General features: G+C 72.6%; 22 protein-coding genes. 13 read left to right on the forward strand and 9 right to left on the reverse strand.

Annotated elements, in window-relative coordinates:
* From ACQ1X7_RS18980 to ACQ1X7_RS19000, 5 genes are all read right to left on the reverse strand, one after another.
* Positions 1–1,920, reverse strand: coding sequence for a type II secretion system F family protein (locus ACQ1X7_RS18980; RefSeq protein WP_432479802.1), 1,920 nt, complete (start codon positions 1,918–1,920; stop codon positions 1–3).
* Positions 1,920–3,575 (reverse strand): CpaF family protein, encoded by a 1,656-nt coding sequence (locus ACQ1X7_RS18985; RefSeq protein ID WP_432479803.1) that lies wholly within the window; start codon positions 3,573–3,575, stop codon positions 1,920–1,922. The genes ACQ1X7_RS18980 and ACQ1X7_RS18985 overlap by 1 nt, the downstream gene beginning before the upstream one ends.
* An 8-nt stretch (positions 3,576–3,583) precedes the next feature.
* Complete coding sequence (locus ACQ1X7_RS18990; RefSeq protein WP_432479804.1) at positions 3,584–4,777, reverse strand: AAA family ATPase; 1,194 nt, start codon at positions 4,775–4,777, stop codon at positions 3,584–3,586.
* A gap of 6 nt (positions 4,778–4,783) precedes the next feature.
* Positions 4,784–5,515: a Flp pilus assembly protein CpaB gene (gene cpaB / locus ACQ1X7_RS18995; protein WP_432479805.1), complete on the reverse strand. Its 732-nt coding sequence runs from the start codon at positions 5,513–5,515 to the stop codon at positions 4,784–4,786.
* 202 nt (positions 5,516–5,717) lie between these two features.
* On the reverse strand, positions 5,718–7,508 hold the full coding sequence (locus ACQ1X7_RS19000; protein WP_432479806.1) for an AMP-dependent synthetase/ligase: 1,791 nt from the start codon (positions 7,506–7,508) through the stop codon (positions 5,718–5,720).
* Positions 7,509–7,650: 142 nt separating this feature from the next.
* Between ACQ1X7_RS19000 and ACQ1X7_RS19005 the strand changes: the two genes are divergently transcribed.
* From ACQ1X7_RS19005 to ACQ1X7_RS19025, 5 genes are read left to right on the forward strand one after another with little or no spacing between them, the layout of a single operon-like run.
* Positions 7,651–8,091, forward strand: coding sequence for an SRPBCC family protein (locus ACQ1X7_RS19005; protein ID WP_432479807.1), 441 nt, complete (start codon positions 7,651–7,653; stop codon positions 8,089–8,091).
* Positions 8,088–9,257 (forward strand): ArsA family ATPase, encoded by a 1,170-nt coding sequence (locus ACQ1X7_RS19010; RefSeq protein WP_432479808.1) that lies wholly within the window; start codon positions 8,088–8,090, stop codon positions 9,255–9,257. The genes ACQ1X7_RS19005 and ACQ1X7_RS19010 overlap by 4 nt, the downstream gene beginning before the upstream one ends.
* Positions 9,254–9,694 carry a hypothetical protein gene (locus ACQ1X7_RS19015; protein WP_432479809.1) on the forward strand — a complete coding sequence of 147 codons (441 nt, stop codon included), beginning with the start codon at positions 9,254–9,256 and terminating at the stop codon, positions 9,692–9,694. The genes ACQ1X7_RS19010 and ACQ1X7_RS19015 overlap by 4 nt, the downstream gene beginning before the upstream one ends.
* Positions 9,691–10,632 carry an ROK family glucokinase gene (locus ACQ1X7_RS19020; protein ID WP_432479810.1) on the forward strand — a complete coding sequence of 314 codons (942 nt, stop codon included), beginning with the start codon at positions 9,691–9,693 and terminating at the stop codon, positions 10,630–10,632. The genes ACQ1X7_RS19015 and ACQ1X7_RS19020 overlap by 4 nt, the downstream gene beginning before the upstream one ends.
* 7 nt (positions 10,633–10,639) lie before the next feature.
* The gene (locus ACQ1X7_RS19025) at positions 10,640–11,596 is read left to right on the forward strand and encodes an ROK family protein (protein WP_432479811.1); all 957 of its coding nucleotides are present in this window, start codon (positions 10,640–10,642) and stop codon (positions 11,594–11,596) included.
* A 332-nt stretch (positions 11,597–11,928) separates the two neighbouring features.
* Here the strand turns inward: ACQ1X7_RS19025 and ACQ1X7_RS19030 are convergent, their stop codons facing one another.
* A complete protein-coding gene (locus ACQ1X7_RS19030) occupies positions 11,929–12,330 on the reverse strand; it encodes a hypothetical protein (RefSeq protein WP_432479812.1) in 402 nt (133 codons plus the stop codon).
* 30 nt (positions 12,331–12,360) lie between these two features.
* Complete coding sequence (locus tag ACQ1X7_RS19035) at positions 12,361–13,131, reverse strand: alpha/beta hydrolase (RefSeq protein ID WP_432479813.1); 771 nt, start codon at positions 13,129–13,131, stop codon at positions 12,361–12,363.
* A gap of 104 nt (positions 13,132–13,235) precedes the next feature.
* Between ACQ1X7_RS19035 and ACQ1X7_RS19040 the strand changes: the two genes are divergently transcribed.
* Genes ACQ1X7_RS19040 through ACQ1X7_RS19065 form a run of 6 tightly spaced genes read left to right on the forward strand, consistent with a single transcriptional unit; the run spans position 13,236 to position 17,659 of the window.
* A complete protein-coding gene (locus ACQ1X7_RS19040) occupies positions 13,236–13,988 on the forward strand; it encodes a lysophospholipid acyltransferase family protein (RefSeq protein WP_432479814.1) in 753 nt (250 codons plus the stop codon).
* A complete protein-coding gene (macS, locus tag ACQ1X7_RS19045; RefSeq protein WP_432479815.1) occupies positions 13,985–15,136 on the forward strand; it encodes a MacS family sensor histidine kinase in 1,152 nt (383 codons plus the stop codon). Before ACQ1X7_RS19040 ends, macS begins: the two co-directional genes overlap by 4 nt.
* Positions 15,133–15,654, forward strand: a complete 522-nt coding sequence (locus ACQ1X7_RS19050; protein WP_432479816.1) for a flavin reductase family protein — start codon at positions 15,133–15,135, stop codon at positions 15,652–15,654. The genes macS and ACQ1X7_RS19050 overlap by 4 nt, the downstream gene beginning before the upstream one ends.
* A gap of 11 nt (positions 15,655–15,665) precedes the next feature.
* Positions 15,666–16,319, forward strand: coding sequence for a response regulator (locus ACQ1X7_RS19055; protein ID WP_432479817.1), 654 nt, complete (start codon positions 15,666–15,668; stop codon positions 16,317–16,319).
* Entirely contained in the window at positions 16,312–16,770 is a 459-nt protein-coding gene (locus ACQ1X7_RS19060) for a GNAT family N-acetyltransferase (protein ID WP_432479818.1), read from the forward strand. The genes ACQ1X7_RS19055 and ACQ1X7_RS19060 overlap by 8 nt, the downstream gene beginning before the upstream one ends.
* A 10-nt stretch (positions 16,771–16,780) precedes the next feature.
* The gene (locus ACQ1X7_RS19065) at positions 16,781–17,659 is read left to right on the forward strand and encodes a hypothetical protein (RefSeq protein WP_432479819.1); all 879 of its coding nucleotides are present in this window, start codon (positions 16,781–16,783) and stop codon (positions 17,657–17,659) included.
* Between the two features lie 53 nt (positions 17,660–17,712).
* Here ACQ1X7_RS19065 and glpK read toward each other — a convergent pair whose 3' ends face one another.
* Positions 17,713–19,206 carry a glycerol kinase GlpK gene (gene glpK / locus ACQ1X7_RS19070; protein WP_432479820.1) on the reverse strand — a complete coding sequence of 498 codons (1,494 nt, stop codon included), beginning with the start codon at positions 19,204–19,206 and terminating at the stop codon, positions 17,713–17,715.
* Positions 19,203–20,024 (reverse strand): DUF1028 domain-containing protein, encoded by an 822-nt coding sequence (locus tag ACQ1X7_RS19075; RefSeq protein WP_432479821.1) that lies wholly within the window; start codon positions 20,022–20,024, stop codon positions 19,203–19,205. Before ACQ1X7_RS19075 ends, glpK begins: the two co-directional genes overlap by 4 nt.
* Before the next feature lie 236 nt (positions 20,025–20,260).
* Here ACQ1X7_RS19075 and ACQ1X7_RS19080 point away from each other — a divergent pair, with 236 nt between their 5' ends.
* Positions 20,261–21,289 (forward strand): 6-phosphofructokinase, encoded by a 1,029-nt coding sequence (locus ACQ1X7_RS19080; RefSeq protein WP_432479822.1) that lies wholly within the window; start codon positions 20,261–20,263, stop codon positions 21,287–21,289.
* A gap of 95 nt (positions 21,290–21,384) precedes the next feature.
* On the forward strand, positions 21,385–22,845 hold the full coding sequence (locus ACQ1X7_RS19085; protein ID WP_432479823.1) for an APC family permease: 1,461 nt from the start codon (positions 21,385–21,387) through the stop codon (positions 22,843–22,845).
* The last annotated feature ends 20 nt before the right edge of the window (positions 22,846–22,865 follow it).

The following is a 22,865-nucleotide window of genomic DNA, read 5'->3' on the forward strand; positions in this document are numbered from 1 at the left end:
TCAGACCTCCACCTTCACCAGACGGCTCATCCAGAACACTCCGACGCCGAGGATCAGGCCGGCGCCACCCAGCATCAGCAGACCCAGCGGTTCGGTGAACATCGGCATCACGTAGTCACGGTTGGACACGAGCAGGTACAGCATGAACGCCGGCGGCAGGCCGCCGAGCACCCACGCCGACAGCTTGCCCTCAGCGGCGAGCGCCGAGACCTGGCGGCGCATGTACTCCCGCTCCCGCATCGTCGCGGCCACGGTGTCGAGCAGCTCGGCCAGGTTGCCGCCGACCTGCCGCTGGATCCGGATGGCCATCACGACCCAGGCGAAGTCCTTGCTCTCGAAGCGCTGGGCGACGCCCTCGAGCGCGTCGTCGAGGCTGATCCCGAGCCGGGTCTCGACCAGCACCCGCTTGAACTCGCTGGAGATCGGCTCGGTGCCCTCACGCACGATCGTGTCGATCGACTGGGCCAGCGAGAGCCCGGCGGCCAGTGACCCGGACATCAGCTGCAGGGTGTCGGGCAGGCTCGCCTCGAACTTCTTGCGGCGCCGGCCGCGCTTGAACCCGAGGAAGAACCACGGGCCGATGGCCCCCAGCACCAGGAACAGGATGCCGACCACGACACTGCCGCCGCCGATCAGGAAGCCGAGCGCTCCCGCGCCGAGGAAGACCGCGAGGTGGACCAGCACCCACTCGGCGGGCTTGAACGGGTTGCCGGCTCCGTCGAGGCGCTCCTCGATCCGGGTCTCGAGGGACTTGTTGGCCCTGAGCACCTTCTCGGCCGTCTCGGTGACCTGTCCGGCCTGCCCGCCGGTGGAGTCTGCGCGGTGCGCCCCTCCGGTGACGTGGAGGGTGTAGCTGACTGCGAGCTCGTCGGCGCTGAGGGGCTTCTGCTTGCGCGGCATCAGCACCAGCATCAGGACCAGGATCCCCACGCCGAGGGCACCGAGCCCGCCGAGCAGCCAGACGTTGCCGAGCACCATCGTCTGCTCAGCCGCGGGGAGGGGCGCCGGCCCGCCGGGCTCCTCGGGCGTCGCCTTGCCGAGGCGGGTGTACGCCTCGGCGGACAGGGTCCCGGCGTCGGAACTCAAGGACACCGCGACGGTCGCACCGGAGGACGTGACCTCGGCCGGGACGGGCGCGGTGACCAGCACCTGGCGGGCCAGGATGTCGGCCTGCGCGTTGAACGCCTGCTCGAGGGCCTTGGAGTCGGCGGTGATCAGGGAGCCTTCCCCGGCGGACGTGAGGCTCTCGAGCGCCTCCACGGCCCGGCCGGACTGCTCGAGACCGACGACGTTCACCTGGGCCCCGGAGGCGCTGACGGCGTCCGTGGTCTCGGTGAGCGCGGTCTCGCTGGTGTCGGCACCGTCGGAGAGGACCAGCAGCTGGCGCTGGCCCTCGGTCCCGGCCACGGAAAGGCCCTCCTGCACGCCGTCGTAGAGCCGGGTCTGGGGGCGCAGGGTGAGGGCGTCGACGACGGCGCGGGCCTCGTCGCGGTCCAGGCTGGGGGCGAGGTCCTCGGTGACGTCGCTGTCGAAGCTCACGATGCCGACGTAGACGTCGTCGGGGACGGTCTCCAGGAAGGTGTACGCCGCGGCCTGCGCGGCCTCGAACCGCTCGCCCTCCATCGAGTTGCTGGTGTCCATCACCAGGACGGCGGTGCGGCGCACCGACGTGGTCGAGTCGGCCGGGGCGGCCTCGGCCGCTTCCGTGTCGGTGCCGTCGACGGTCACCGCGACGTCGTCGACGTCGACGGTGGCGTCGGGCGGGACGTTGACCAGGATCTGCAGGCCGTCGTCGGTGGTCTCGACGTAGGAGATGCTCGCGTCCGCGTCCGCCACCGTCGTGGCCGCGGCGGGGGCGGCGACAGCCGCGGCGGCCGCCAGCGGCACGGCCGCCAGCGCGAGCGCGAGCCGGTGCCCCATCACAGCCTGCCCTGGACGAAGATGCGCGGGTCGACGGACACGTTGGCGTGCTCCATCTTCTCCAGGAACTTCGGCCGCAGCCCGGTCGCGCGGAGCGAACCCATGGCCCGGCCCTCGGCGTCGAAGCCCGCGCCGTGGTCGTAGATGAAGACGTCCTGGAGGGTGATCACGTCGCCCTCCATCCGCTCCACCTCGGTGAGGTGGGTGATCCGGCGGCTGCCGTCCTTGAAGCGCGTCTGGTGCACGATCAGGTCGACCGCCGAGGCCACCTGCTCGCGGATCGCCCGCATCGGCAGGTCCATGCCGGCCATCAGCACCATGGTCTCCATGCGCGACAGGGTGTCGCGGGGGCCGTTGGAGTGCAGGGTGCACAGCGAGCCGTCGTGGCCGGTGTTCATCGCCTGCAGCATGTCCAGCGCGGAGGCGTCCCGGACCTCACCGACGATCACGCGGTCGGGCCGCATGCGGAGGCAGTTCTTGACCAGGTCGCGGATCGTGACCTCGCCCTTGCCCTCGATGTTGGAGGGGCGGGACTCCAGCCGGACGACGTGCTCCTGCTTGAGCTGCAGCTCGGCGGCGTCCTCGACCGTGACGATCCGCTCGTCCGGGGGGATGAACGACGAGAGCACGTTCAGGGTCGTGGTCTTTCCCGACCCGGTGCCGCCGGACACGATGACGTTGAGCCTGCCGCGGACGCAGGCCTCGAGGAAGTCGGCCGTCTGCGGGCTCAGCGAGCCGAACTTGATCAGGTCGTGGACGGTCAGCGGGTCGGTGGAGAACTTGCGGATGGTGAGCGCGGAGCCGTCCACGGCCAGCGGCGGGATGACGGCGTTCACGCGGCTGCCGTCGGGGAGACGGGCGTCGACCATGGGACTGGACTCGTCGACGCGACGGCCGATGCGCGACACGATCTTGTCGATGGTGCGGCGCAGGTGCTTCTCGTCGGCGAACTGGGCCTGTACCGGGGTGAGCCGGCCCGACCGCTCCACCCAGATGCTGTCGGGGCCGTTCACCATCACCTCGGAGACGTCACCGTCACGGAGGAAGGGCTCGATCGGGCCGTACCCGAGGATGTCGTCGCTGATCTCCTGGGTGATCACCCCGCGGTCGCTGTTGCTGAGCGGCCGCTCCTGCTGGGAGAGGACGTCGGTGAGCACGGCGCGCACCTGGCGGTCCAGCTCGGTGGCGTCCATCTCGGAGGCGTAGAGCTTGGGACCGAGCTGCTTGAGCAGCTCGGCGTGCACGGTCTGCTTGAGCTCCTCGAGCCGGTCCTGCTGGTTGCCGAGCGAGCGGCGCCCCTCGGCGAAGCCGGGCTCGGACTTGGCGGACGGGGTGCTCGTGGAGGCGCCGCCGGCAGCGGGTACGGAGGCGAAGGACGGCTTCGGAGCCGGAGCCGGAGCCGGAGCTGCCGCCGCCGCCGGGGCCGGGGGCGCCGGCGGCGCCAGGGTCGGCTGCGGAGCCGGAGCCGTTGCCTGGGCGCGCGCCATGAACGTGGGGCTGGTCAACGGGTCGTCGAAGTCGATGCCGGTGTCGACCACCGGGCGGTCGGGAGCCACGTCGGTGGCCGGAGCCTCGTCCGTGGTCTCCTCGGGGGAGGGCACGTCGTCCTCGTGGGCACGTCGTGCCGCGTTGAGCCTGTCGGAGAGGCTGCTCATGGCCTACCTCACTTCTTCCTGCGGAACAGTCCGGACTTCTTGTCCAGCTGGCTGGCGGAGAGCCCCGCACTGCCGGGCTCGGCACCCTCGGGAGCGACGGGCTCGCCGGTGAGCTGGGTCGCGAGCTCGCGCAGCGCCTCGCTGGAGGCGTGCTGGGGGTTCTCGCTCATGATCGGCCGGCCCGCGTTGGTGGCGGCGGCGATCTCCATCGAGGAGCCGATCCGGCCGGAGATCTCCATCCCGAGGATGGACTGCACCCGGTCGGCGCCGAGCCCGACCTCGTCGTCGGCCCGGTTGAGCAGCAGGTGGCGGTGGCCGCGGGCGATGTCGAGCATCTCCAGCGTCTCGAGCGCCACCTTGACGTTCTTGAGGGTCGGCACGTCCAGGGTCGCCACGACCACGCACTCGTCGGTCTCGTCGAGTGCCGTGAGCGTCTGCTCGTCGAAGGCGGGCGCCGTGTCGACCACGATGTAGTCGAAGGAGTCACGCAGCGCCTTCAGCACGCGGGAGACCAGCATCGGCGAGACCCGCTCTCGCACGTCGGGGTGGCTGGGGGCGGCGAGCACCATGACGGAGTCCGCGTGCCGGGTGAGCAGCGACTCCAGCAGCGGCGCGTCGACGGAGTCCTCGGAGCCGATCGCGTGCTCGAGGGTGTGGCTCGGGAACAGCTGCAGCGTGATCGCGACGTCGCCGAAGGCCAGGTCGAGGTCGACGATGCAGACCTTCCGTGCCCCCTTGTCCGCGAGGGCGAGCGCCAGGTTGACCGAGACGGTGGTCTTGCCGACACCTCCCTTGGGGGAGAACACCGTCACGATCCGGCCCTGGTGCATCGCACCGCCGGGACCGCGCAGGGCGAGGTAGAGCTGGTAGGCCCGGTCGACGGCGGCGCGGACCGCGTCGGTGTCCTTGAGCTGGACGACGTCGCGGACGCCGGCGTGCATCGCATCGCGCATGACCAGTGCGTCGACGTCGTCGCGCACCAGCACGACACTGGTCGACGGCCGGCTCAGCCGCATGCCGTCGGCGAGCGCCAGCGCGGCGCTCAGCTCGACCTGGGGGCCGAGCACGACGACGTACTCCTCGGGTCGGTTCGCGAGCCACGCCTGCAGCCGGTCGGGCTGGTCGATGGCGTGCGCACCCGCCGGGACCGTCGTGAGCAGCGTCTCGATGGTCTCGTTGTCAGGGTCGACGACGACAGGCATGTGTCCTCACTCGAAAAGTGTGTTGCCGGTGATCCCGGGTCCGGGCTCGACGTCGCTCTCGTCGGTCAACAGGCCGAACGCGAGCTCCCCGTTGGCGGCGCCGTAGAGGACCTTCTCCGCGTCCCGCTTGTCGACGGCGATCGTCATCAGGGTCTTGGGGAGCTCCTCGGTGGTCTGCTCGCCCTCGGCGTTGGTGGTGGTCTTCTGGGTCGTGGAGGTCGAACCCACCCCGATGACCTGGACCTCCTCGAGGAGCATCCGGCTGATGCCGTCTCCGTCGGTGGGGACGCCGGTGTAGAAGATGGTGACCTTGGTCCCGGGGTTGACGAAGCCGGAGACCCGGGCGGGGTCGGTGAGGTTGACCGAGACCGCGACCGTGCCCTTGGGGATGCTGAGCGCGGGCTCGGCCTCCACCTCCTGGTCGAACTTCGACTCGATGATCTGCTCGCCCGGGTAGATCGCGGTGCTCGCGAACTGGCCGGCCAGTGGGTCGAGCGAGGTCTGGTAGCCCTGCTGCAGGTAGTCGCGCACCACGGGCTGCATGGCGATCTTGCCGGCGGCGGCGGCGTCGTCGAGCGACTCGCCGGCCTCGATGGCCTGCGTGGCGCGGAGCACCTCGACCGTCTCGAACCGGTTCTCGGCGCGCTGGTCGGCGCCGCGGACGTACAGGAACACGAGGGCGGTGCCCATCAACGCGACGATGACGGCGACCACGAGGAAGATGCGTCGGCGGTCCATCGGTACCTCTTTGTTTCAGACGGCGACCCGGGGTCGCGAGGGGGTGTACTGGGGGGCGTGCGGTTCCGGGAGAAGCGGATTCTGGGGGGCTAGACCGGAACGTGGATCACTGTAATGAGAAACCCCGGTCGTCACAGACGAATCAGGATTTGTTGCTGCCCGGTGGGGAAGTCCACGCCCACACCGGGTCCGGAGGGCCTGCTCAGCCGCGGTACAGGGCGTCGATCTCGTGTCGGGACTGGCCGATGACGACCGCACGCCGGAGCTTCAGGCTGGGGGTCAGCTGGCCGCCCTCCTCGGTCCAGTCGTGGGGGAGGACGGCGAACCGGCGGATGGACTCGGCCTTCGACACCGCGCCGTTCGCCTCCTCGACCGCCTCCTCGATCGCGGCGCGCAGGTCGGGGTCCTCGGTGTGGTCGGCGACGGTCCCGGTCTTGCCGTGGGAGTCCGCCCAGGTCGCGAACGCCTCGGGGTCGATGGTGACGAGCGCGCCGATGAAGGGGCGGCCGTCGCCGACGACGAGGCACTGGCTGACCAGTGCGTGTGCCCGGACCCGGTCCTCGAGCACGGCGGGGGAGACGTTCTTGCCTCCGGCGGTCACCAGGATCTCCTTCTTCCGTCCGGTGATCCGCACGAACCCCTCGTCGTCCACCTCGCCCACGTCGCCGGTGTGGATCCATCCGTCACGGTCCAGCACCTCACGGGTGGCGTCCTCGTCCTGCCAGTAGCCCGCGAACACCTGGCCGCCCGAGAAGAGCAGCTCCCCGTCGTCGGCGACCCGCACCGCCGTGCCGGGGAGCGGCCGGCCGACGGTGCCGACCTTCTGGGCGTCGGGCAGGTTGACCGTCACCGCTGCCGTGGTCTCGGTCAGCCCGTAGCCCTCGAGGACGGTGAGGCCGATGCCGCGGTAGAAGTGGCCCAGGCGCTCGCCGAGCGGGGCGCCACCCGCGATGGCGTGGCGGCAGCGGCCCCCCATGGCGTCGAGCAGCCGCGGGTAGACGAGCCGGGAGTACAGCGCGTGACGCGCGCGGACCGCCACCGAGGGCCGTCCCCGGTCCAGTCCGCGCGACCACTCCATCGCGGTGCGGGCCGCCCGGTCGAAGAGCCCACCGCGCCCGTCGGCGGTGGCCCGCTGGGAGGCGGTGTTGAAGACCTTCTCGAAGACGCGGGGAACCGCGAGCAGGAACGTCGGCCGGAAGGAGCCCAGCTGGCCGGCCAGGTCGGTCACGTCGGCGGAGTGGCCGAGCCGGGTCCGGGTGTGGACGCACCCGACCTGGATCACCCGGGCGAACACGTGGGCGAGGGGGAGGAACAGCAGGGTCGAGGCGTCGTCGTCCTCGAACAGGGCCGCGAGCTCACCGGTCGCGACACCGAGCTCGAACATGAAGTTGCCGTGGGTGAGCATGCAGCCCTTGGGCCGACCGGTCGTGCCGGAGGTGTAGACGAGCGTCGCCAGGTCGAGCGGGGTCGCCGTCGTACGGCGCTGCTCGAGCTCGTCGTCGCCGACACCCGACCCCAGCCGGGCGAGGGCGTCGACGGCCCCGTCGTCGAGGCACCACACCGTCTCGAGGGCCGGCAGCCGGTCGCGCACCTCGCCGAGCCGTTCGAGGTGCGCGGCTGTCTCGACGACCACCGCGCGGGCCCCCGAGTCGCCGAGCACCCAGGCCAGCTGGTCGGGTGACGCGGTCTCGTAGACGGGGACCGTGACGCCGCCCGCGAACCAGATCGCGTAGTCGACGAGCGTCCACTCGTAGCGGATCCGCGACACCAGGGCGATCCGGTCGCCGGGGGCCAGCCCCGCGGCCACCAGGCCGCGGGCGACGCCCTGCACCTCGGCCAGGAACTCCGCCGCGGTGACGTCGGCCCAGCCGTCCGGCCCGGGGCGCGCCATCACCACGCTGTCGGGGTGATCGGTGCCGTTGCGAACGACGTCGTCGGTGAGGTTGCCGGTCGCCGGGACGTCGGTCCCGAGCGGTGTGGCGTACTCCCGCACGTGTCCCTCCTGGGCTCCTCGCCGCCAGGCCGGCCCGGGGTCCGGGACGGTCTGCGCGGCAGGTTACCGGGGGCGGGAGGGCCGATCCGGATCCGGTAGTGTCGCTGCGCAGCCAGCGCCCGACCGACGTCCAGGAGGCCCGATGGCGGACCAGACCACGTCCTCGATCGTCGTCGACGCCGAGCCGGGCGAGGTCATGGACGTGATCGGCGACTTCCCCTCCTACCCGGAGTGGGCGAAGGGCGTGCAGGAGGCCCGGGTCGTCGAGGAGGGCGCCGACGGCTGGGCCCGCCGGGTGTTCTTCCGGCTCGACGTGTCGCCGATCAAGGACGAGTACACGCTCGCCTACGACTGGGACGGCTACGCCGAGGTCACCTGGACCCTCGTCGAGGGCAAGATGCTGCGGGCGCTCGACGGCGCCTACACCCTGCGCGACCTCGGCGGCGGGCGTACCGAGGTGACCTACCGGCTGGCCCTCGACGTGTCGATCCCGCTGATCGGGATGCTCAAGCGCAAGGGCGAGAAGATCCTCATCGACACCGCGCTCAAGGGCCTGAAGAAGCGCGTCGAAACCGCGCGGTGAGGACTCTCCTCTTCACCGGCAAGGGAGGCGTCGGCAAGTCGACCGTCGCCGCCGGGACCGCAGCCCTCGCCGCCGCGTCCGGTCAGCGGACCCTCGTCCTCTCCACCGACGCCGCCCACTCGCTCGCCGACGCCTTCGGGGTGACGGTCGGGCCCGAGGCGACCGAGGTGGCCGACCGGCTCCACGTCCAGCAGGTCGACGCCCAGCTCCGGTTCGAGCAGTCGTGGGCCGAGATCCAGGGCTACCTGATGTCGGTGCTCGACGTCGCCGGGCTCGACCCCGTGGCCGCGGAGGAGATGACGGTGATCCCGGGCGCCGAGGAGGTGCTGGCCCTGCTGGAGCTGCGGCTGCACGCGCGCTCCGGGCAGTGGGACGTGGTCGTGGTCGACTGCGCCCCCAGCGCCGAGACGTTGCGGCTGCTGGCGCTGCCGGAGGCGCTGGGCTGGTACATGCAGCGGGTCTTCCCGGTCGAGCGCCGCGTGGTCAAGGCGCTCAAGCCGGTGCTGACCCGCGCCGCCGGGGTCCCGATGCCGGAGGACTCCGTGTTCGACGCGGTCGAGCGGCTGCACGCCGAGCTGGACGACGTACGCACCGTGCTGGCGGGGCCGGACGCCAGCGTCCGGCTGGTGCTCACGCCCGAGGCCGTCGTCCTGGCCGAGGCCCGGCGGTCGTGGACGACGCTGTCGCTGTTCGGCTACCGGGTCGACGGGGTGGTCGCCAACCGGGTGTTCCCCAGCGAGGGGGCCGACCCGTGGCGGGCGGGCTGGGTGCGCGCCCAGGACGCCGTGCTGTCGGAGGTCGCCGCCTCGTTCGACGGGCTGCCCCTGTGGCGGTCGCAGTACCGCCCCGAGGAGCCGGTCGGTGTGGACGCCCTCACCGCCCTGGCCTCCGACCTGTACGGCGACGACGACCCGTTCGCGCTGCCCGACGGTGACGGGCCGTTCCGGGTCTCCCGGGCCGGCCAGGGGTCGGTGCTCCACCTCGCGCTGCCGCTCGTCACCCGCGCCGACGTCGATCTCGCGCGCAACGGCGACGAGCTGGTCGTGACCGTGGGGTCGTATCGTCGCCTCCTGACCCTCCCCGCGGCCCTGTCACGCCACCGCGTCGCCGGGGCCCGGGTCGAGCAGGGCGAGCTACAGGTCTGGTTCGAGGAGACGGCGACGTGAGCAACGATCCGCGGGAGGACCCCACGGCGGGTACCGGCGAGCAGGTCGGCAGCGTCTCCGAGGAGGCCGCCAAGCTCTTCGGCGCCCTCTCCGACTGGGCGCGGGAGCACGGTCCCGACCTGGGGGAGGCCGGCGAGGGGAGCGGCCTCGCCGGGCTCGCGGGTCGCGCCGCGTCGGCGGTGCAGGAGGTGTCCGACCACGTCGACACCGGTGCCCCGGAGTGCGCGTGGTGCCCGGTCTGTCGCACCGTCCACCTGGTCCGGGCGACCAGCCCCGAGGTGCGCGACCACCTGGCGTCGGCGGCGGCGTCGTTCCTCCAGGCGGCGGCCGGGATCCTGGCGGCGGCCGCGACCCCGCAGGAGCGCACTCAGCCGGGCGTCGAGCACATCGACCTCGACGACGACCTCGACGGGGACTGGCCGGAGGAGGAGACATGAGCCTCACGTGTGGCATCGACGTGGGCGGGACCAAGATCGCCGGCGGAGTCGTCGACGAGGACGGCACGGTGGTCGAGAACCTCAGGGTCGAGTCCCCGGCCACCGACGTCGAGGCGATCGAGGACGCCATCGCCGGGCTGGTGGCAGAGCTGGCCTCGCGCCACGACATCACCGCGGTCGGCGTCGGCGCCGCCGGTTACGTCGACCGCTCCCGGGCCACGATCCTGTTCGCCCCCAACCTGGCGTGGCGCGACGTCGACCTCAAGGCAGAGCTGGAGGAGCGGGTCGAGGTTCCGGTCGTCATCGAGAACGACGCCAACGCCGCGGCCTGGGGCGAGTTCAGGTTCGGCGCGGGCCACGACGTCGACGACCTGCTGCTGGTGACGCTCGGCACGGGGGTCGGCGGTGGCCTGGTCGTCGACGGCCAGCTCTACCGGGGCGGCTTCGGGGTCGCGGCCGAGATCGGTCACCTGAGGCTGGTTCCGGGAGGCGTGCGGTGCGGCTGCGGGATGCGCGGCTGCCTGGAGCAGTACGCCAGCGGGTCCGCGCTGGTGCGCGACGTCCGTGAGCTGGCAGCGGGCCAGTCGACCGGGTCCGACAGCCTGCTGGAGCGGGCCGGCGGGCGGGTCGAGGCGATCGACGGTCCGATGATCACGCAGGCGGCCCGGGAGGGTGACGGCTTCGCCCGGGGCAGGCTCGCCTCCGTCGGCAGCTGGCTCGGCCAGGGCATCGCCTCGCTCGCGGCCGTGCTGGACCCGACCGTGGTCGCCATCGGTGGTGGGCTGAGCGAGGCCGGGGAGATGGTGCTCGGGCCCGCGCGCGAGGCGTTCGCCCGCAACCTGCCCGGCGGCGACCACCGACCTCTCGCCGAGATCCGCAAGGCCACGCTCGGGAACGACGCCGGGCTCGTCGGCGCGGCCGACCTGGCCCGGCGCTGAGGCCCGGGTGGACGGGGGCGTGGGCCGCTGGGTCGGGGTCGACGTCGGCGGCAGCAAGGTGCTCGCCGGGGTGGTGACCGCGACCGGCGAGGTGCTGCGGACCGCGCTGCGGCGTACGCCCGGTCGGCTGGTGGCGGCGGAGGCGGTCGAGGACGCGCTGGTGGACGCGGTGACGGCGGTGACCGGCGACGAGCCGCTCGCGGCGGTCGGGGTGGCGGCTGCGGGCTTCGTCGACCGGGACGGCTCCCGGGTCGTGTTCGCGCCGCACCTGCCGTGGAGGGGCGAGGACGTCCGCGACCGTCTCGCGCAGCGGCTCGGGGCGCCGGTGCTCCTCGACAACGACGCCACCTGTGCGGCCTACGCCGAGGCGACGTACGGCGCCGGTCGAGGCGTGTCGTCGATGCTGCTGGTCGCCCTCGGCACCGGCATCGGTGGCGGGATCGTCGTCGACGGTGGGCTGTGGAGGGGGCAGCACGGCATGGCGGGGGAGTTCGGGCACATGCAGGTGGTGCCGGACGGGGCGCCCTGCGAGTGCGGACGTCGGGGCTGTTGGGAGCAGTACTCCAGCGGCAACGCCCTGGTGCGCGTCGCCCGGTCCCGACTCGGTGTCGAGCCCACCGTGCTCACCGACCTGTGCGACGGCGACCCCGACCGGCTGACGGGACCGATGGTCACCGAGGCGGCGGAGTCGGGAGACCTGGTCGCGAGGGCCGCCTTCGCGTCGGTCGGTCGCTGGCTGGGGGTTGGCCTGGCCAACCTCGTCGCCGCCTTCGACCCGGCCCTGCTCGTGGTCGGTGGCGGGGTCGCGGTGGCGGGGGACCGGCTGCTCGCCCCGGCGCGAGAGGCCCTCGAGGCGTCGCTGGTGGGCGCCGGGCACCGGGAGGTCCCGCCCCTGGTGCCGGCTGCCCTGGGACCCTCCGCGGGGTTGGTCGGCGCGGCCGTGCTGGCAGGCGCCACGGTCTGAACCTGGCAGCGCGGTGGTTGAGGAGGTTGCGCAGCAACCGTCTCGAAACCGCCTGTGCGGGACGGTTCTGTGATCGCCGCGGGGCGGCTGATCTGCGTTGGGTGGTTTCGAGACGGGCCTGGGCGGCCCTCCTCAACCACCGGGGTCCGCGGTCGGCGATCACTGGCAAGCCGGACGGTGCGGTGGTTTCGAGACGGGCCTGGACGGCCCTCCTCAACCACCGGGGGTTCGGGGTCAGTGTTCACAGGCCGAGCCAACGGTGGTTGAGGAGGTTGCGCAGCAACCGTCTCGAAACCACCTGTGCAGGGCAGTTTCTCCGGACGCTCAAATGCTCAGATCTGCGAGCCGTCGTCCCAGGGGTCCCGCTCGTCCGAGCGCTGCATGGTGGCGACGAGGTAGACGAAGCCCCCGACGAAGCCAGCGACCAGCGCGTAGCCGAGGAGCGGGGGGATGTCGTAGGACACCAGCACCGCCAGCACGAGCAGGGTGGGGCTGCCGAGGACCGCCAGCCAGGCCAGCCGCTTCCGCAGCGGCAGCCGCGGCGCGGGCGGGGGCACCGGCGGCACGAACCGCTCCTCGGGCGGGTCGTCGTCCGCCACAGGCGCCGGAGCGGCCTCGTGGCCGGACTCCGGCATCTCGGGCGCCTCCTGGGGCGGCTCGTCGTCGAGCTGCGCGCGCTCGCCGTAGTTGTCCACGATCGAGCGCCAGGCCTCGTCCTCGCGCCCGGTGCTCACCCGGACGACGATACGGCAGCGCTCCGAGGCTCAACCAGCGGTCACGCGGGCCACGAAGTCGGCCGACTCGGCGAAGACGATCTCGGCCTCGTGGTCGAGCGTCGCCACGTGGTAGCAGTTCGTGAGCAGCCGCTCCTCGGCGTCGCGCGAGCTGACCGCACCGAGCACGGTGCGGCTGGACGACGCGTCGATCACGTGGTCCTCGGTGGACCGGAAGTAGAGGATCGGCTGGGTGACCTTCGGCAGGTCGGGGACCACCACCTTCCACATCGCCACCACCTCGGCGAGCCCGCGGAGCGGCAGCCGGGAGTAGCCCACCTCGTCCTGGCCGGGCTTCTTGATGTCGTTGACGATGCCCTTCAACGACGGGACGACGCGCTTGAGCACCGGCAGCGCGGCGAGCTCGCGCCGTTCGCTCGAGACGAACGGGTTGACCAGCACCAGCCCCGACACGTCGGCACCGCGCTCCTCGGCCAGGCGCAGGGCCACCGAGCCGCCCATCGACAGCGCGGCCACGACGACCCGGTCGCAGTCGGCCAGCAGCCGGTCGAGGGCGGCCGAGGCGGCGGCGTACCAGTCGGTCCAGCTGACCTGGTTGAGGTCCTGCCAGCGGGTGCCGTGCCCGGGGAGCAGCGGCAGCTCGACCGCGTACCCGTGGCCGGCCAGGTAGTTGGCCCAGGGCCGCATCGACGCCGGTGAGCCACTGAACCCGTGCAGCAGCAGCACGCCGATCCGGCGGTCGCCGGTGAGCTCCGGCTTGGCCTCCCGAGCGACGGGCTGGGCCAGGGGGTGCATCGTCATGGCGAGGATTGTGCCCGAGCGCCCACCGTGGTGGTGGGGCATCCGCGGAGCGAGGGTCTAGGCTTCCGGCGTCGGGTCATCGGGCCGGGTGCGGAGGTCGTCGGGTGTTCTACTGGTTCCTCAAGTGGATCGCGATCGGACCGGTGCTGCGCATCGTGTTCCGGCCCGTCGTCGAAGGGGCCCACCACGTGCCCGAGGAGGGCGCCGCGATCCTCGCCAGCAACCACCTCTCGTACGCCGACTGGCTGTTCATGCCGCTCACCCTGCCCCGCCGGGTCACGTTCGTCGCCAAGGCCGAGTACTTCACCACCCCCGGCCTCAAGGGGTGGTTCCAGAGGAAGTTCTTCTCCGGCTCCGGCCAGGTCCCGATCGACCGGTCGGGTGCCTCGGCGGCGGAGGGCGCGCTGAGCGCGGCGAAGCGGATCCTCGACCAGGGCGAGCTGTTCGGCATCTACCCCGAGGGCACCCGCTCCCACGACGGCAAGCTCTACCGCGGCAAGACCGGGGTCGCCCGGCTCGCCCTGGAGACCGGCGTCCCGGTCATCCCGGTGGCCGTGCTCGGCACCGACGTGGTGGCACCGCCCGGCAAGAAGTTCGGCACGTTCACCCGGCCGGGGGTCCGGTTCGGCCGGCCGCTGGACTTCTCCCGCTACGAGGGCATGGAGAACGACCGCTACATCCTGCGGTCGATCACCGACGAGATCATGTACGAGATCATGCGGCTCTCCGGCCAGGAGTACGTCGACCAGTACGCCGCCCGCGCCAAGGAGGAGTCCAAGCGCCTGGAGAAGGAGGCGAAGGACGCGAAGGCCGCCACGGTCGACGAGGGGCAGGCCGAGCGCCGGAAGGCGTCATGACCCTTCGCCGGATCCGGCTCTGGTCGCATCCGGCGTTGGCGGTCGAGGACCGGCTGTTCCGGGCGCTGGCGATCCTGCGGGTCGTCGTCCTGGTCAACGCGCTCGCGCTCAACCTCTACCGCGCGGACAACTTCCGGCACCCCGCCCTGGGCGTCCTGGCCTGCGCGGTGATGCTCGGCTGGACGGTCTTCGTCACCGTCCAGTACGCCGACCCGGCGCGCCGGACGACCCCGCTGCTCGTCGCCGACCTCGCCGTCGCGGTCGGCCTGGTCCTCGTCTCGCCGCTGATCAAGGGGGAGGGACTCCAGGCGACCATCCCCGGCTTCTGGGTGATGGGGGCCCTGCTGGCCTGGGCGATCCACTGGCACTGGCGGGGCGGGCTGGTGGCCGGCGTGGTGCTCGCCGCGGCCGACCTCTCCGTCCGGCAGGACGTCGGCCAGGGCGACTACGGCAACGTCTTCCTGCTGGTCATCGGCGGACCGATCGTGGGGTTCATGGCCGAGTCGCTCCAGCTGATGGCCCGGGAGCGGGACGCCGCCCAGCGGGAGGCGATCGCGGGGGAGGAGCGGGCCCGGCTGGCGCGCGCCGTGCACGACGGCGTGCTGCAGGTGCTCTCGCTGGTGCAGCGGCGCGGCGCCGAGCTGGAGCCGCTGTCGCCCGACTTCGCGGAGCTGGGACGGCTGGCCGGTGAGCAGGAGTCCGCGCTGCGCTCGCTGATCCGGCAGCAGGACGTGCAGGAGGCGACCGGGGAGACCGACGTGGCCGCCGCCCTGGAGGAGCTGAGCCGTGCGGTGCGGCTGCCCGTCACGGTCTCGACGCCGGGGATGCCGGTGGTGCTGCCGGGCGCGGTCGTGGCCGAGCTGGTCGCCGCCGTACGCGCGTGCCTCGACAACGTCGCCACCCACGTCGGCCCCGACGCGCCGGCCTGGGTGCTCCTGGAGGACGCGGGGGACTCGGTCGTGGTGACCGTCCGCGACGAGGGACCCGGCATCCCGTCCCACCGGCTCCTCGAGGCGGCGCAGCAGGGCCGGCTCGGTGTCTCGCAGTCGATCGAGGCGCGGGTGCGCGAGCTCGGCGGCACCGCGGCCCTCGACACCTCCCCGCACGGCACCGAGTGGGAGCTCACCGTGCCTAGGCTGGCCGGGTGACGATCCACGCCGACCACCCGTTCGCCGACCCCGACCCCGACCCGGTACGCCGGCTCCGCGGCCGGCTCGGCGGCGCGGTGACGCTGTGGACCGCCGGTAGCGGTCGGGACCGCGCGGGTCTGACCGTGACGTCGCTGATGGTCGCGGGGGGCGACCCCGGCCGGGTCCTGGCGCTGCTCGACCCGGACGCCGACCTCACCGGTGCGCTGGAGGCGACCGGCCGGGCGGTGGTGCAGCTGCTGTCGTGGCGGCACCGGCAGCTGGCCGAGGCGTTCGCCGGCACCGCGCCGGCCCCAGGCGGCGCCTTCCGCACCGGCGACTTCGCCGACACCGAGGCCGGGCCGCGGCTGGTGGATGCCGACTCCTGGGCCGCGGTGCTCCTCGAGGACGCGCGGGACGTGGGCTGGTCGCGGCTGGTGACCTGCCGGCTCGCCGAGGTGGCCGTCGGCGACGATCCCGAGCCGCTGCTCCACCGGCGCGGCCGCTGGGTCCGCGCGCCGGCACCCGGCGGCCACTAGGGTCGGCGTCCATGAGCGAGGCTCCGATCCGGGTCATGGTCGTCGACGACCACCCCATGTGGCGCGACGCCGTGGAGCGCGACCTGCAGGAGGCCGGCTTCGACGTCGTCGGCGTTGCCGCCGACGGCAGGCAGGCGCTCGCGCGGTTCCCCGCTGCCCGGCCCCAGGTCGTGGTCCTCGACCTGCAGATCCCCGCCCCCGACGGTGTCGAGGTGACCGCCGAGGTGCTCGCGCACGACCCGTCGGCACGGGTGCTGGTCCTGTCGGCGTCCGGGGAGCAGGCCGACGTGCTGGCCGCCGTCAAGGCGGGTGCGACGGGCTACCTCGTGAAGTCCGCCTCGCGCGCCGAGCTCCTCGACGCCGTACGCCGGGTGGCCGCCGGCGACACGGTCTTCACCCCCGGGCTGGCCGGGCTGGTGCTCGGCGAGTTCCGACGGATGGCCGACGGCCCGGCCGACGACGGCGAGCAGCTCACGGAGCGCGAGACCGAGGTGCTCAAGATGGTCGCCAAGGGGATGTCCTACAAGCAGATCGCCGAGCGGCTGGTGATCTCGCACCGCACCGTGCAGAACCACGTCCAGAACACGCTCCGCAAGCTGCAGATGCACAACCGCGTCGAGCTCACCCGCTACGCGATCGAGCGGGGACTCGACGACGATGACTGAGTGGCGGGCGGCCGGCGTCGCCGACGCCGACGCCCTCACCGCCCTCGAGCGTGACGCCAACCTGGTCGCGCTCGCCCACGTCTTCCCACCCGACCGCTACCCGTTCCCGTGGGACGGCGTGCGCGAGCGGTGGGTGGCCACGCTGCAGGAGCCGGGCGTGGTGGTCGAGGTCGTCGACGGGGACGGACGTCTCGACGCCTTCGTGGCCCACGACGGCGTGACGTTGCGGCACCTCGGCGTGCACCCCGACCGGTGGGGCCAGGGACTGGCCCGGGCTGCCGTCGACCGCGCCGCCGGGGCGGGCGCCACCCGGCTGTGGTGCCTGGTCGACAACCATCGCGCCCGGGGGCTCTACGACCACCTCGGCTTCGCCGAGACCGGTGGCAGCCGCCAGGCACCGTGGCCGCCGTACCCCACGGAGGTGGAGCTCTCGCGCAGCGGCTCGTCCTAGGATCCCGGGTGTGACCGACGAGCTGCTGGGGATCGCCGACGAGCTCTACGCCCTGCCCCTCGGGGAGTTCACGCCTGCGCGCGACGCGCGCGCCAAGGAGCTCAAGGGCACCGAGCTCGCCGCCCCGGTCAAGGCGTTGAAGAAGCCGTCGCTGGCCGCCTGGGTGGTCAACCTCCTCGTACGCCGTGACGCCGGCCAGGTCACCCAGGTGCTCGACCTCGGGACGGCGCTGCGCGAGGCCGCGGCCGGGATGGAGGGCGAGGAGCTCCGGTCGCTCACCCGCCAGCGGCGCCAGCTGACGGCGGCGGTGACCACCGGCGCCCGGTCGCTGGCGGCCGGCGAAGGGGTCCGGGTCACCCAGGCGGTGGCCGACCAGGTGGAGGCCACCCTCACCGCGGCGATGGTCGACCCGCGGTGCGCCGAGGCGGTCCGGAGCGGCCTGCTGGTCACGGCGCTGTCGTCGACCGGGGTCGACGAGGTCGACCTGTCGAAGGCCGTTGCGACGCCCGACGCGCTCGGCTTCACCGCGAGCCCGGTCGAGCCCGCGCCGCCCGAGCTGCACGTCGTACCCGACCCCGACGCCGACGAGAAGGCCGTCGCCGAGGCCCGGGAGCGGGTCGCCACGACCGAGGCCGCGATGGGCAAGGCACGCGAGGCGCTGGACGCCGCGGCCGCGGACGTCACCGAGCTGGAGGCGCGGGGGATGCAGCTGCAGGGCGAGGCCGACGAGCTGCGGCGCCGGCTGTCGGAGGTCGAGGAGGCCTCCGACCAGGTCGAGGAGGAGCTCGGCGACGCCGAGGACGTCCGCGCCGAGGCCGAGGCCTCCCTCGCCGCCGCCACCCGCGACCACGACGACGCCACCACCGCGCTCCAGCGTCTGGGTGGATAGCTGGACGCCGAAATCAGCCTCCCGGGCCTCGGGGCGATGATTTCGGCGTCCAGCTATCCACCGTGCGGATCGGCCCAGCCCTTGGAGCGCTCGACGGCGGTGAGCCACCGGGCGTGGGCGGCATCCGCCCGGGTCCGGTCGGCGGCCGGCTCGAACCGGCGGTCCAGGGCCCAGGTGTCGCGCAGCTCGTCGGTCGACGACCACACGCCCGTGCCGAGGCCGGCGAGGAACGCCGCCCCCAGGGCGGTGGTCTCCACGATCTCGGGGCGCTCGACCGCCCCTCCCAGCTGGTCGGCCTGCACCTGGCAGAGCAGGTCGTTGGCGGCGGCGCCGCCGTCGACCCTCAGCGCCCGGCCCTCGCCCGGCTGCCCGGGCATCGTCTCCAGCACGTCGCGCACCTCGAAGGCGATCGCCTCGAGGGTGGCGCGGACGACGTGCGCGCGGGTGGTGCCGCGGGTGAGCCCGATCAGCAGGCCGCGGGCGTGCGGGTCCCAGTGGGGCGCGCCGAGCCCGGTGAGCGCGGGCACGAACACCACTCCGTCGGAGTCGTCGACGGTCGAGGCGATCGCGTCCGTCTCGGCGGCGGACCCCACGATCTGGAGCCCGTCGCGCAGCCACTGCACGGCGGCACCGGTCACGAAGATCGCGCCCTCGAGCGCGTAGGTCAGCTCGCCGTCGGGGGAGCGCCACGCGGCGGTGGAGAGCAGCCCGGCGTCCGAGCGCTGCACGGTCGTGCCGGTGTTGAGCAGGATGAACGACCCGGTCCCGTAGGTGCACTTGGAGTCGCCCTCGTCGAAGCAGGTCTGCCCGAACAGCGCGGACTGCTGGTCTCCCGCGATCCCGGCGATCGGCAGCGAGAGCCCGCAGAACGTCGCGGGGTCGGTGGTCGCGACCTCGCCCCAGTTCGGCACCAGCTCCGGCAGCGCGTCGCGGGGGACGCCGAACAGGTCGCACAGCTCGTCGGACCAGTCGCCCTCGGCCAGGTCGAACAACAGCGTGCGGCACGCGTTGGACACGTCGGTGACGTGGTGGAGCCCGCGGGTCATCCGGGCGATCAGGTAGGAGTCGACGGTGCCGACCGCGCACCGTCCCGACTCGACGTGGGTCCACGTGTGCGGCTCCTGCTCGGCCAGCCACCGCAGCTTGGTGCCGGAGAAGTAGGGGTCCAGCCGCAGGCCGGTCAGCTCGGCGACCCGGTCCTCGTGCCCCTCCTCGCGCATCCGGGTGCAGATGTCCGCCGTACGCCGGTCCTGCCAGACGATCGCGCGGCGAGGCGACCCGAGGGTCTCCCGGTCCCACAGCACCACCGTCTCGCGCTGGTTGGTGATCCCGACGGCCGTGAGCTCGGCCGCGTCGACCTCGCGCAGCACCCGGCGGGTCGCCTCCAGGGTCGCCTGCCAGATCTCCTCCGGCGCGTGCTCGACCCAGCCGGGGTGCGGGAAGTGCTGGCGGAACTCCTCGTTGCCGGTGGCCACGATCCGGCCCTCGGGGCTGACGACGACCGCGGTGACGCCGGTCGTCCCGGCGTCGATGGCCAGGACGCTCACTGCGCGCCCTCCGTCCGGGCCAGGTCGACGAGCTGCTGGTCCACCCAGTCGTCGCCCACCCGCATCTCGAGGTTCTCCGCCCCGACCCAGGCCGCGAAGGAGTCGCGGCCACGTCCGCGGGCGAACGCCTCGAGGTCGGCGCGCAGCTCGTCGGTGAGGGGGACCCGGGCGTCGTCGCCGGGCGGGGTGAGGTACCACTCGTTGAGGTCGAGCAGCCGCTCGAGCTCGGCGCAGGGGTCGGTGTGGTCGTCGACGCGCAGGTCGACGGCGACGTCGTCGCGCCCGTCGTACCCCGCACCCTCGGAGACCACGAACAGCGCCGCCGACTGGCGTCCGCGGCTGTCGCCCCCGGCGTCGTCGCCGGCCCGCAGGGCGGCGAGCAGCCGGCGGGCCAAGGTGAATCCGGGGTCGCTGACGTCGTGCCACGCGGCCTCCATCGCGACCACCACCTCCTCACCGGCGAGGATGTTGCCCTGGACGGCGTACCCGTCGCCGGTCCGGCCGCCCGCCCACGGCAGGCACGCCGACCCGGTGTGGCCGGCCGAGCCGCCCTCGCTGTCGACCAGCCCCACCTGCCGGTGCTCGCGACCGTCGTCCTCCTCCAGCAGCCGCTGGAGGGCGACGGGCGCGGTCGCGCCCTCGTCGAGCAGCGACAGCGCCTGCCCCTTGTAGGCCACGTTGGCCCAGGCCTGGGTGGCGATCGCGCCCACCTCGGCCACGGCCGCCGGGACGACCGACCCCACGGCCAGGAACCTGGAGGCGACGGCCACGCCCCACGACTCCCCGTCGTCGGACCGGGCCACGATCGAGAACGTCATGCAGGGGACCCTAGTCACTACGCAGTGGCGCGCGAGGGACGAGCGTGCCGCGTGGGCGCGGGGAGGTTGAGCAAGCGCAGCGCCCGAGCCCGCGAGAACGCGAAGCGCGTCGAAACCAGGGACCCGATCGGCGAGGTCCGCGAGCGCGGGCGCCCACTGGTCGTCGGCCATCGACCTCGCTAGAGTCGATCCGCTCGACTTGAACGTTCCAATCCCGAGAAGGACGAGGAGACCCGATGCGCGTCGGAGTGCTCACCGGTGGCGGCGACTGCCCCGGGCTCAACGCGGTGATCCGTGCGGTGGTCCGCAAGGGGGTGAAGATCCACGGGCTCGACTTCGTGGGCTACCGCGACGGCTGGCGGGGGCCGCTCGAGGGCGAGACCATGGAGCTCGGCGTCCCCGAGGTCCGCGGCATCCTGCCGCGCGGCGGCACCATCCTCGGCTCCAGCCGCACCAACCCCTTCACGATCGACGGCGGCGTCGAGCAGATCAAGGACAACCTCAAGCGCGACGACGTCGACGCTCTGGTCGCCATCGGCGGCGAGGACACCCTCGGCGTGGCGACCAAGCTGGCCGACCTGGGCGTGAACGTCGTCGGCGTGCCGAAGACCATCGACAACGACCTCTCCGGCACCGACTTCACCTTCGGCTTCGACACGGCCGTGAACATCGCCATGGAGGCGATCGACCGGCTGCACACCACCGCCGAGTCCCACCACCGCGTGCTCGTCGTCGAGGTGATGGGTCGTCACGCCGGCTGGATCGCGCTCCACTCCGGGATCGCCGGCGGCGCCAACATCGTGCTGATCCCCGAGCGGCCCTTCGACATCGAGAAGGTCTGCGAGCTCGTGGAGTCGCGGTTCAAGTCCCGGTTCTCGCCGATCCTGGTCGTGGCCGAGGGCGCGGTGCCGCGTGAGGGCGGCGAGATGACCTTGTCGTCGGGCGAGACGGACGCCTTCGGGCACGTCCGCCTCGGTGGCATCGGCGACCGGATCGCCTACGAGATCGAGTCGCGCACCGGCCAGGAGGCGCGCGCCGTCGTGCTCGGCCACGTGCAGCGCGGCGGCACGCCCACGGCGTTCGACCGCTGGCTCGCCACCCGGTTCGGCCTGCAGGCGATCGACGCGGTCGCCGAGGGCGACTTCGGCACGATGATGGCGTTGCGCGGCACCCAGATCATCCGGGTGCCGCTCATCGAGGGCACCGGTGAGCTCAAGCTGGTCACGCCCGCGGAGTACGCCGAGGCCGAGGTCTTCTTCGGCTGACCCCCGGGCGCGGCTCGCCGTCGCGCGGTAGTGGCATGGGGGAGTGATCTGGGTCACGATGAACGCGTCCGGATTCCACTCGGAAAGGGTCAGCGATGAGTGCCACCGCACCTGAGGCTCAGGACGTCAACGGTCCACAGCCCGATCTGAAGCGGGTGATGGGGCCCAAGCTCCTCCTGCTGTTCATCGTCGGTGACATCCTGGGGGCCGGGGTCTACGCGGTCACCGGCAGCATGGCCGCCGTCGTCGGCGGCATCGTGTGGCTGCCGTTCCTCATCGCGTTCGTGGTCGCCACGCTCACGGCGCTGTCCTACCTCGAGCTGGTCACCAAGTACCCGCAGGCAGCCGGGGCCGCGCTCTACGCCCACAAGGCGTTCGGGATCCACTTCGTCACCTTCCTGGTCGCCTTCGCCGTCATCTGCTCCGGCATCACCAGCGCCTCGACCTCGGCCAACGTGCTCGCCGGCAACTTCTTCGCCGGCCTGGAGATCAACGGCTGGATCGACGCCGTGCCCAGCACCGGTGTCAACGTGGCCCTCGCGATGGGCTTCATGGTGCTGCTGGCCCTGATCAACCTGCGCGGCGTGGGCGAGTCGGTGAAGTTCAACGTCGTCCTGACGCTGGTCGAGGTCACCGCCCTGGCGATCGTGATCGGTGTCGGTCTCTACGCGGTCGCCGCGGGCGACGGTGACCTCAGCCGGATCACCGTGTTCGAGTCTCCCGAGGGCAAGGGGATGTTCCTCGCGGTCACCGCCGCCACCTCGATCGCGTTCTTCGCCATGGTCGGCTTCGAGGACTCGGTCAACATGGTCGAGGAGGTCGAGGAGCCCGAGCGGATCTTCCCGCGCACCATGCTCACCGGCCTGGGCATCGCGGTCATCCTCTACATGCTGGTCGCGGTCTCGGTCGTCGCGGTGCTCACCTCCGACGACATCGCCTCGCTCGTCGAGGAGGGGTCCCCGACGCTGGTCGCCGTCGTCAGCCAGGGCGCGCCCGACTTCCCGATCGACAACGTGTTCCCGTTCCTGGCCTGCTTCGCGGTCGCGAACACGGCGCTGATCAACATGCTCATGGCGAGCCGCCTGCTCTACGGCCTGGCCAACCAGGACGTGCTGCCGAGGAGCCTGGGCAAGGTGTCGGCGAACACCCGCTCGCCGTGGACCGCCGTGCTGTTCTCCACCGTCCTGGCCCTCGGCCTGATCTACTACGTCGCCAACCAGGCGGAGAGCGACATCGTGCTGAACCTGTCCAGCACCACCGCGCTGCTCCTGCTCGGCGTGTTCACCGTGGTCAACGTCGCCTGCCTGGTGCTGCGGGCCGACGGCCGGCAGGGGTTCTTCCGGTCACCGGGCCTCACGCCGGCGGTCGCGGCCGCCGCGTGCCTCTTCCTGATCGGCCCGTGGGTCGACCGCGACGCGATCGTCTACCAGATCGCGGGGGCGCTCCTGGTGGTGGGCATCGTGCTCTGGGCGATCACCTGGATGACCAACCGCGGCGTGCGCGCCAAGAAGACCGGGTTCCGCGACATCGAGCACATGGAGGACGACCCGCACTGACCGACCGCGGCGACAGGCCG

It is taken from the genome of Nocardioides sp. GXQ0305 (assembly GCF_050880345.1).
Lineage (GTDB): Bacteria > Actinomycetota > Actinomycetes > Propionibacteriales > Nocardioidaceae > Nocardioides.

Excerpts from the sequence above, each read along its gene's own strand:
- ACQ1X7_RS19035 (WP_432479813.1), bottom strand. The coding sequence starts at position 13,131 with ATGACGATGCACCCCCTGGCCCAGCCCGTCGCTCGGGAGGCCAAGCCG.
- ACQ1X7_RS19005 (WP_432479807.1), top strand. The coding sequence starts at position 7,651 with ATGGCGGACCAGACCACGTCCTCGATCGTCGTCGACGCCGAGCCGGGC.
- ACQ1X7_RS19085 (WP_432479823.1), top strand. The coding sequence starts at position 21,385 with ATGAGTGCCACCGCACCTGAGGCTCAGGACGTCAACGGTCCACAGCCC.
- ACQ1X7_RS18980 (WP_432479802.1), bottom strand. The coding sequence starts at position 1,920 with ATGGGGCACCGGCTCGCGCTCGCGCTGGCGGCCGTGCCGCTGGCGGCC.
- ACQ1X7_RS19020 (WP_432479810.1), top strand. The coding sequence starts at position 9,691 with ATGAGCCTCACGTGTGGCATCGACGTGGGCGGGACCAAGATCGCCGGC.
- ACQ1X7_RS19060 (WP_432479818.1), top strand. The coding sequence starts at position 16,312 with ATGACTGAGTGGCGGGCGGCCGGCGTCGCCGACGCCGACGCCCTCACC.
- cpaB (WP_432479805.1), bottom strand. The coding sequence starts at position 5,515 with ATGGACCGCCGACGCATCTTCCTCGTGGTCGCCGTCATCGTCGCGTTG.
- ACQ1X7_RS19055 (WP_432479817.1), top strand. The coding sequence starts at position 15,666 with ATGAGCGAGGCTCCGATCCGGGTCATGGTCGTCGACGACCACCCCATG.
- macS (WP_432479815.1), top strand. The coding sequence starts at position 13,985 with ATGACCCTTCGCCGGATCCGGCTCTGGTCGCATCCGGCGTTGGCGGTC.
- ACQ1X7_RS18990 (WP_432479804.1), bottom strand. The coding sequence starts at position 4,777 with ATGCCTGTCGTCGTCGACCCTGACAACGAGACCATCGAGACGCTGCTC.
- ACQ1X7_RS19075 (WP_432479821.1), bottom strand. The coding sequence starts at position 20,024 with ATGACGTTCTCGATCGTGGCCCGGTCCGACGACGGGGAGTCGTGGGGC.
- ACQ1X7_RS18985 (WP_432479803.1), bottom strand. The coding sequence starts at position 3,575 with ATGAGCAGCCTCTCCGACAGGCTCAACGCGGCACGACGTGCCCACGAG.
- ACQ1X7_RS19080 (WP_432479822.1), top strand. The coding sequence starts at position 20,261 with ATGCGCGTCGGAGTGCTCACCGGTGGCGGCGACTGCCCCGGGCTCAAC.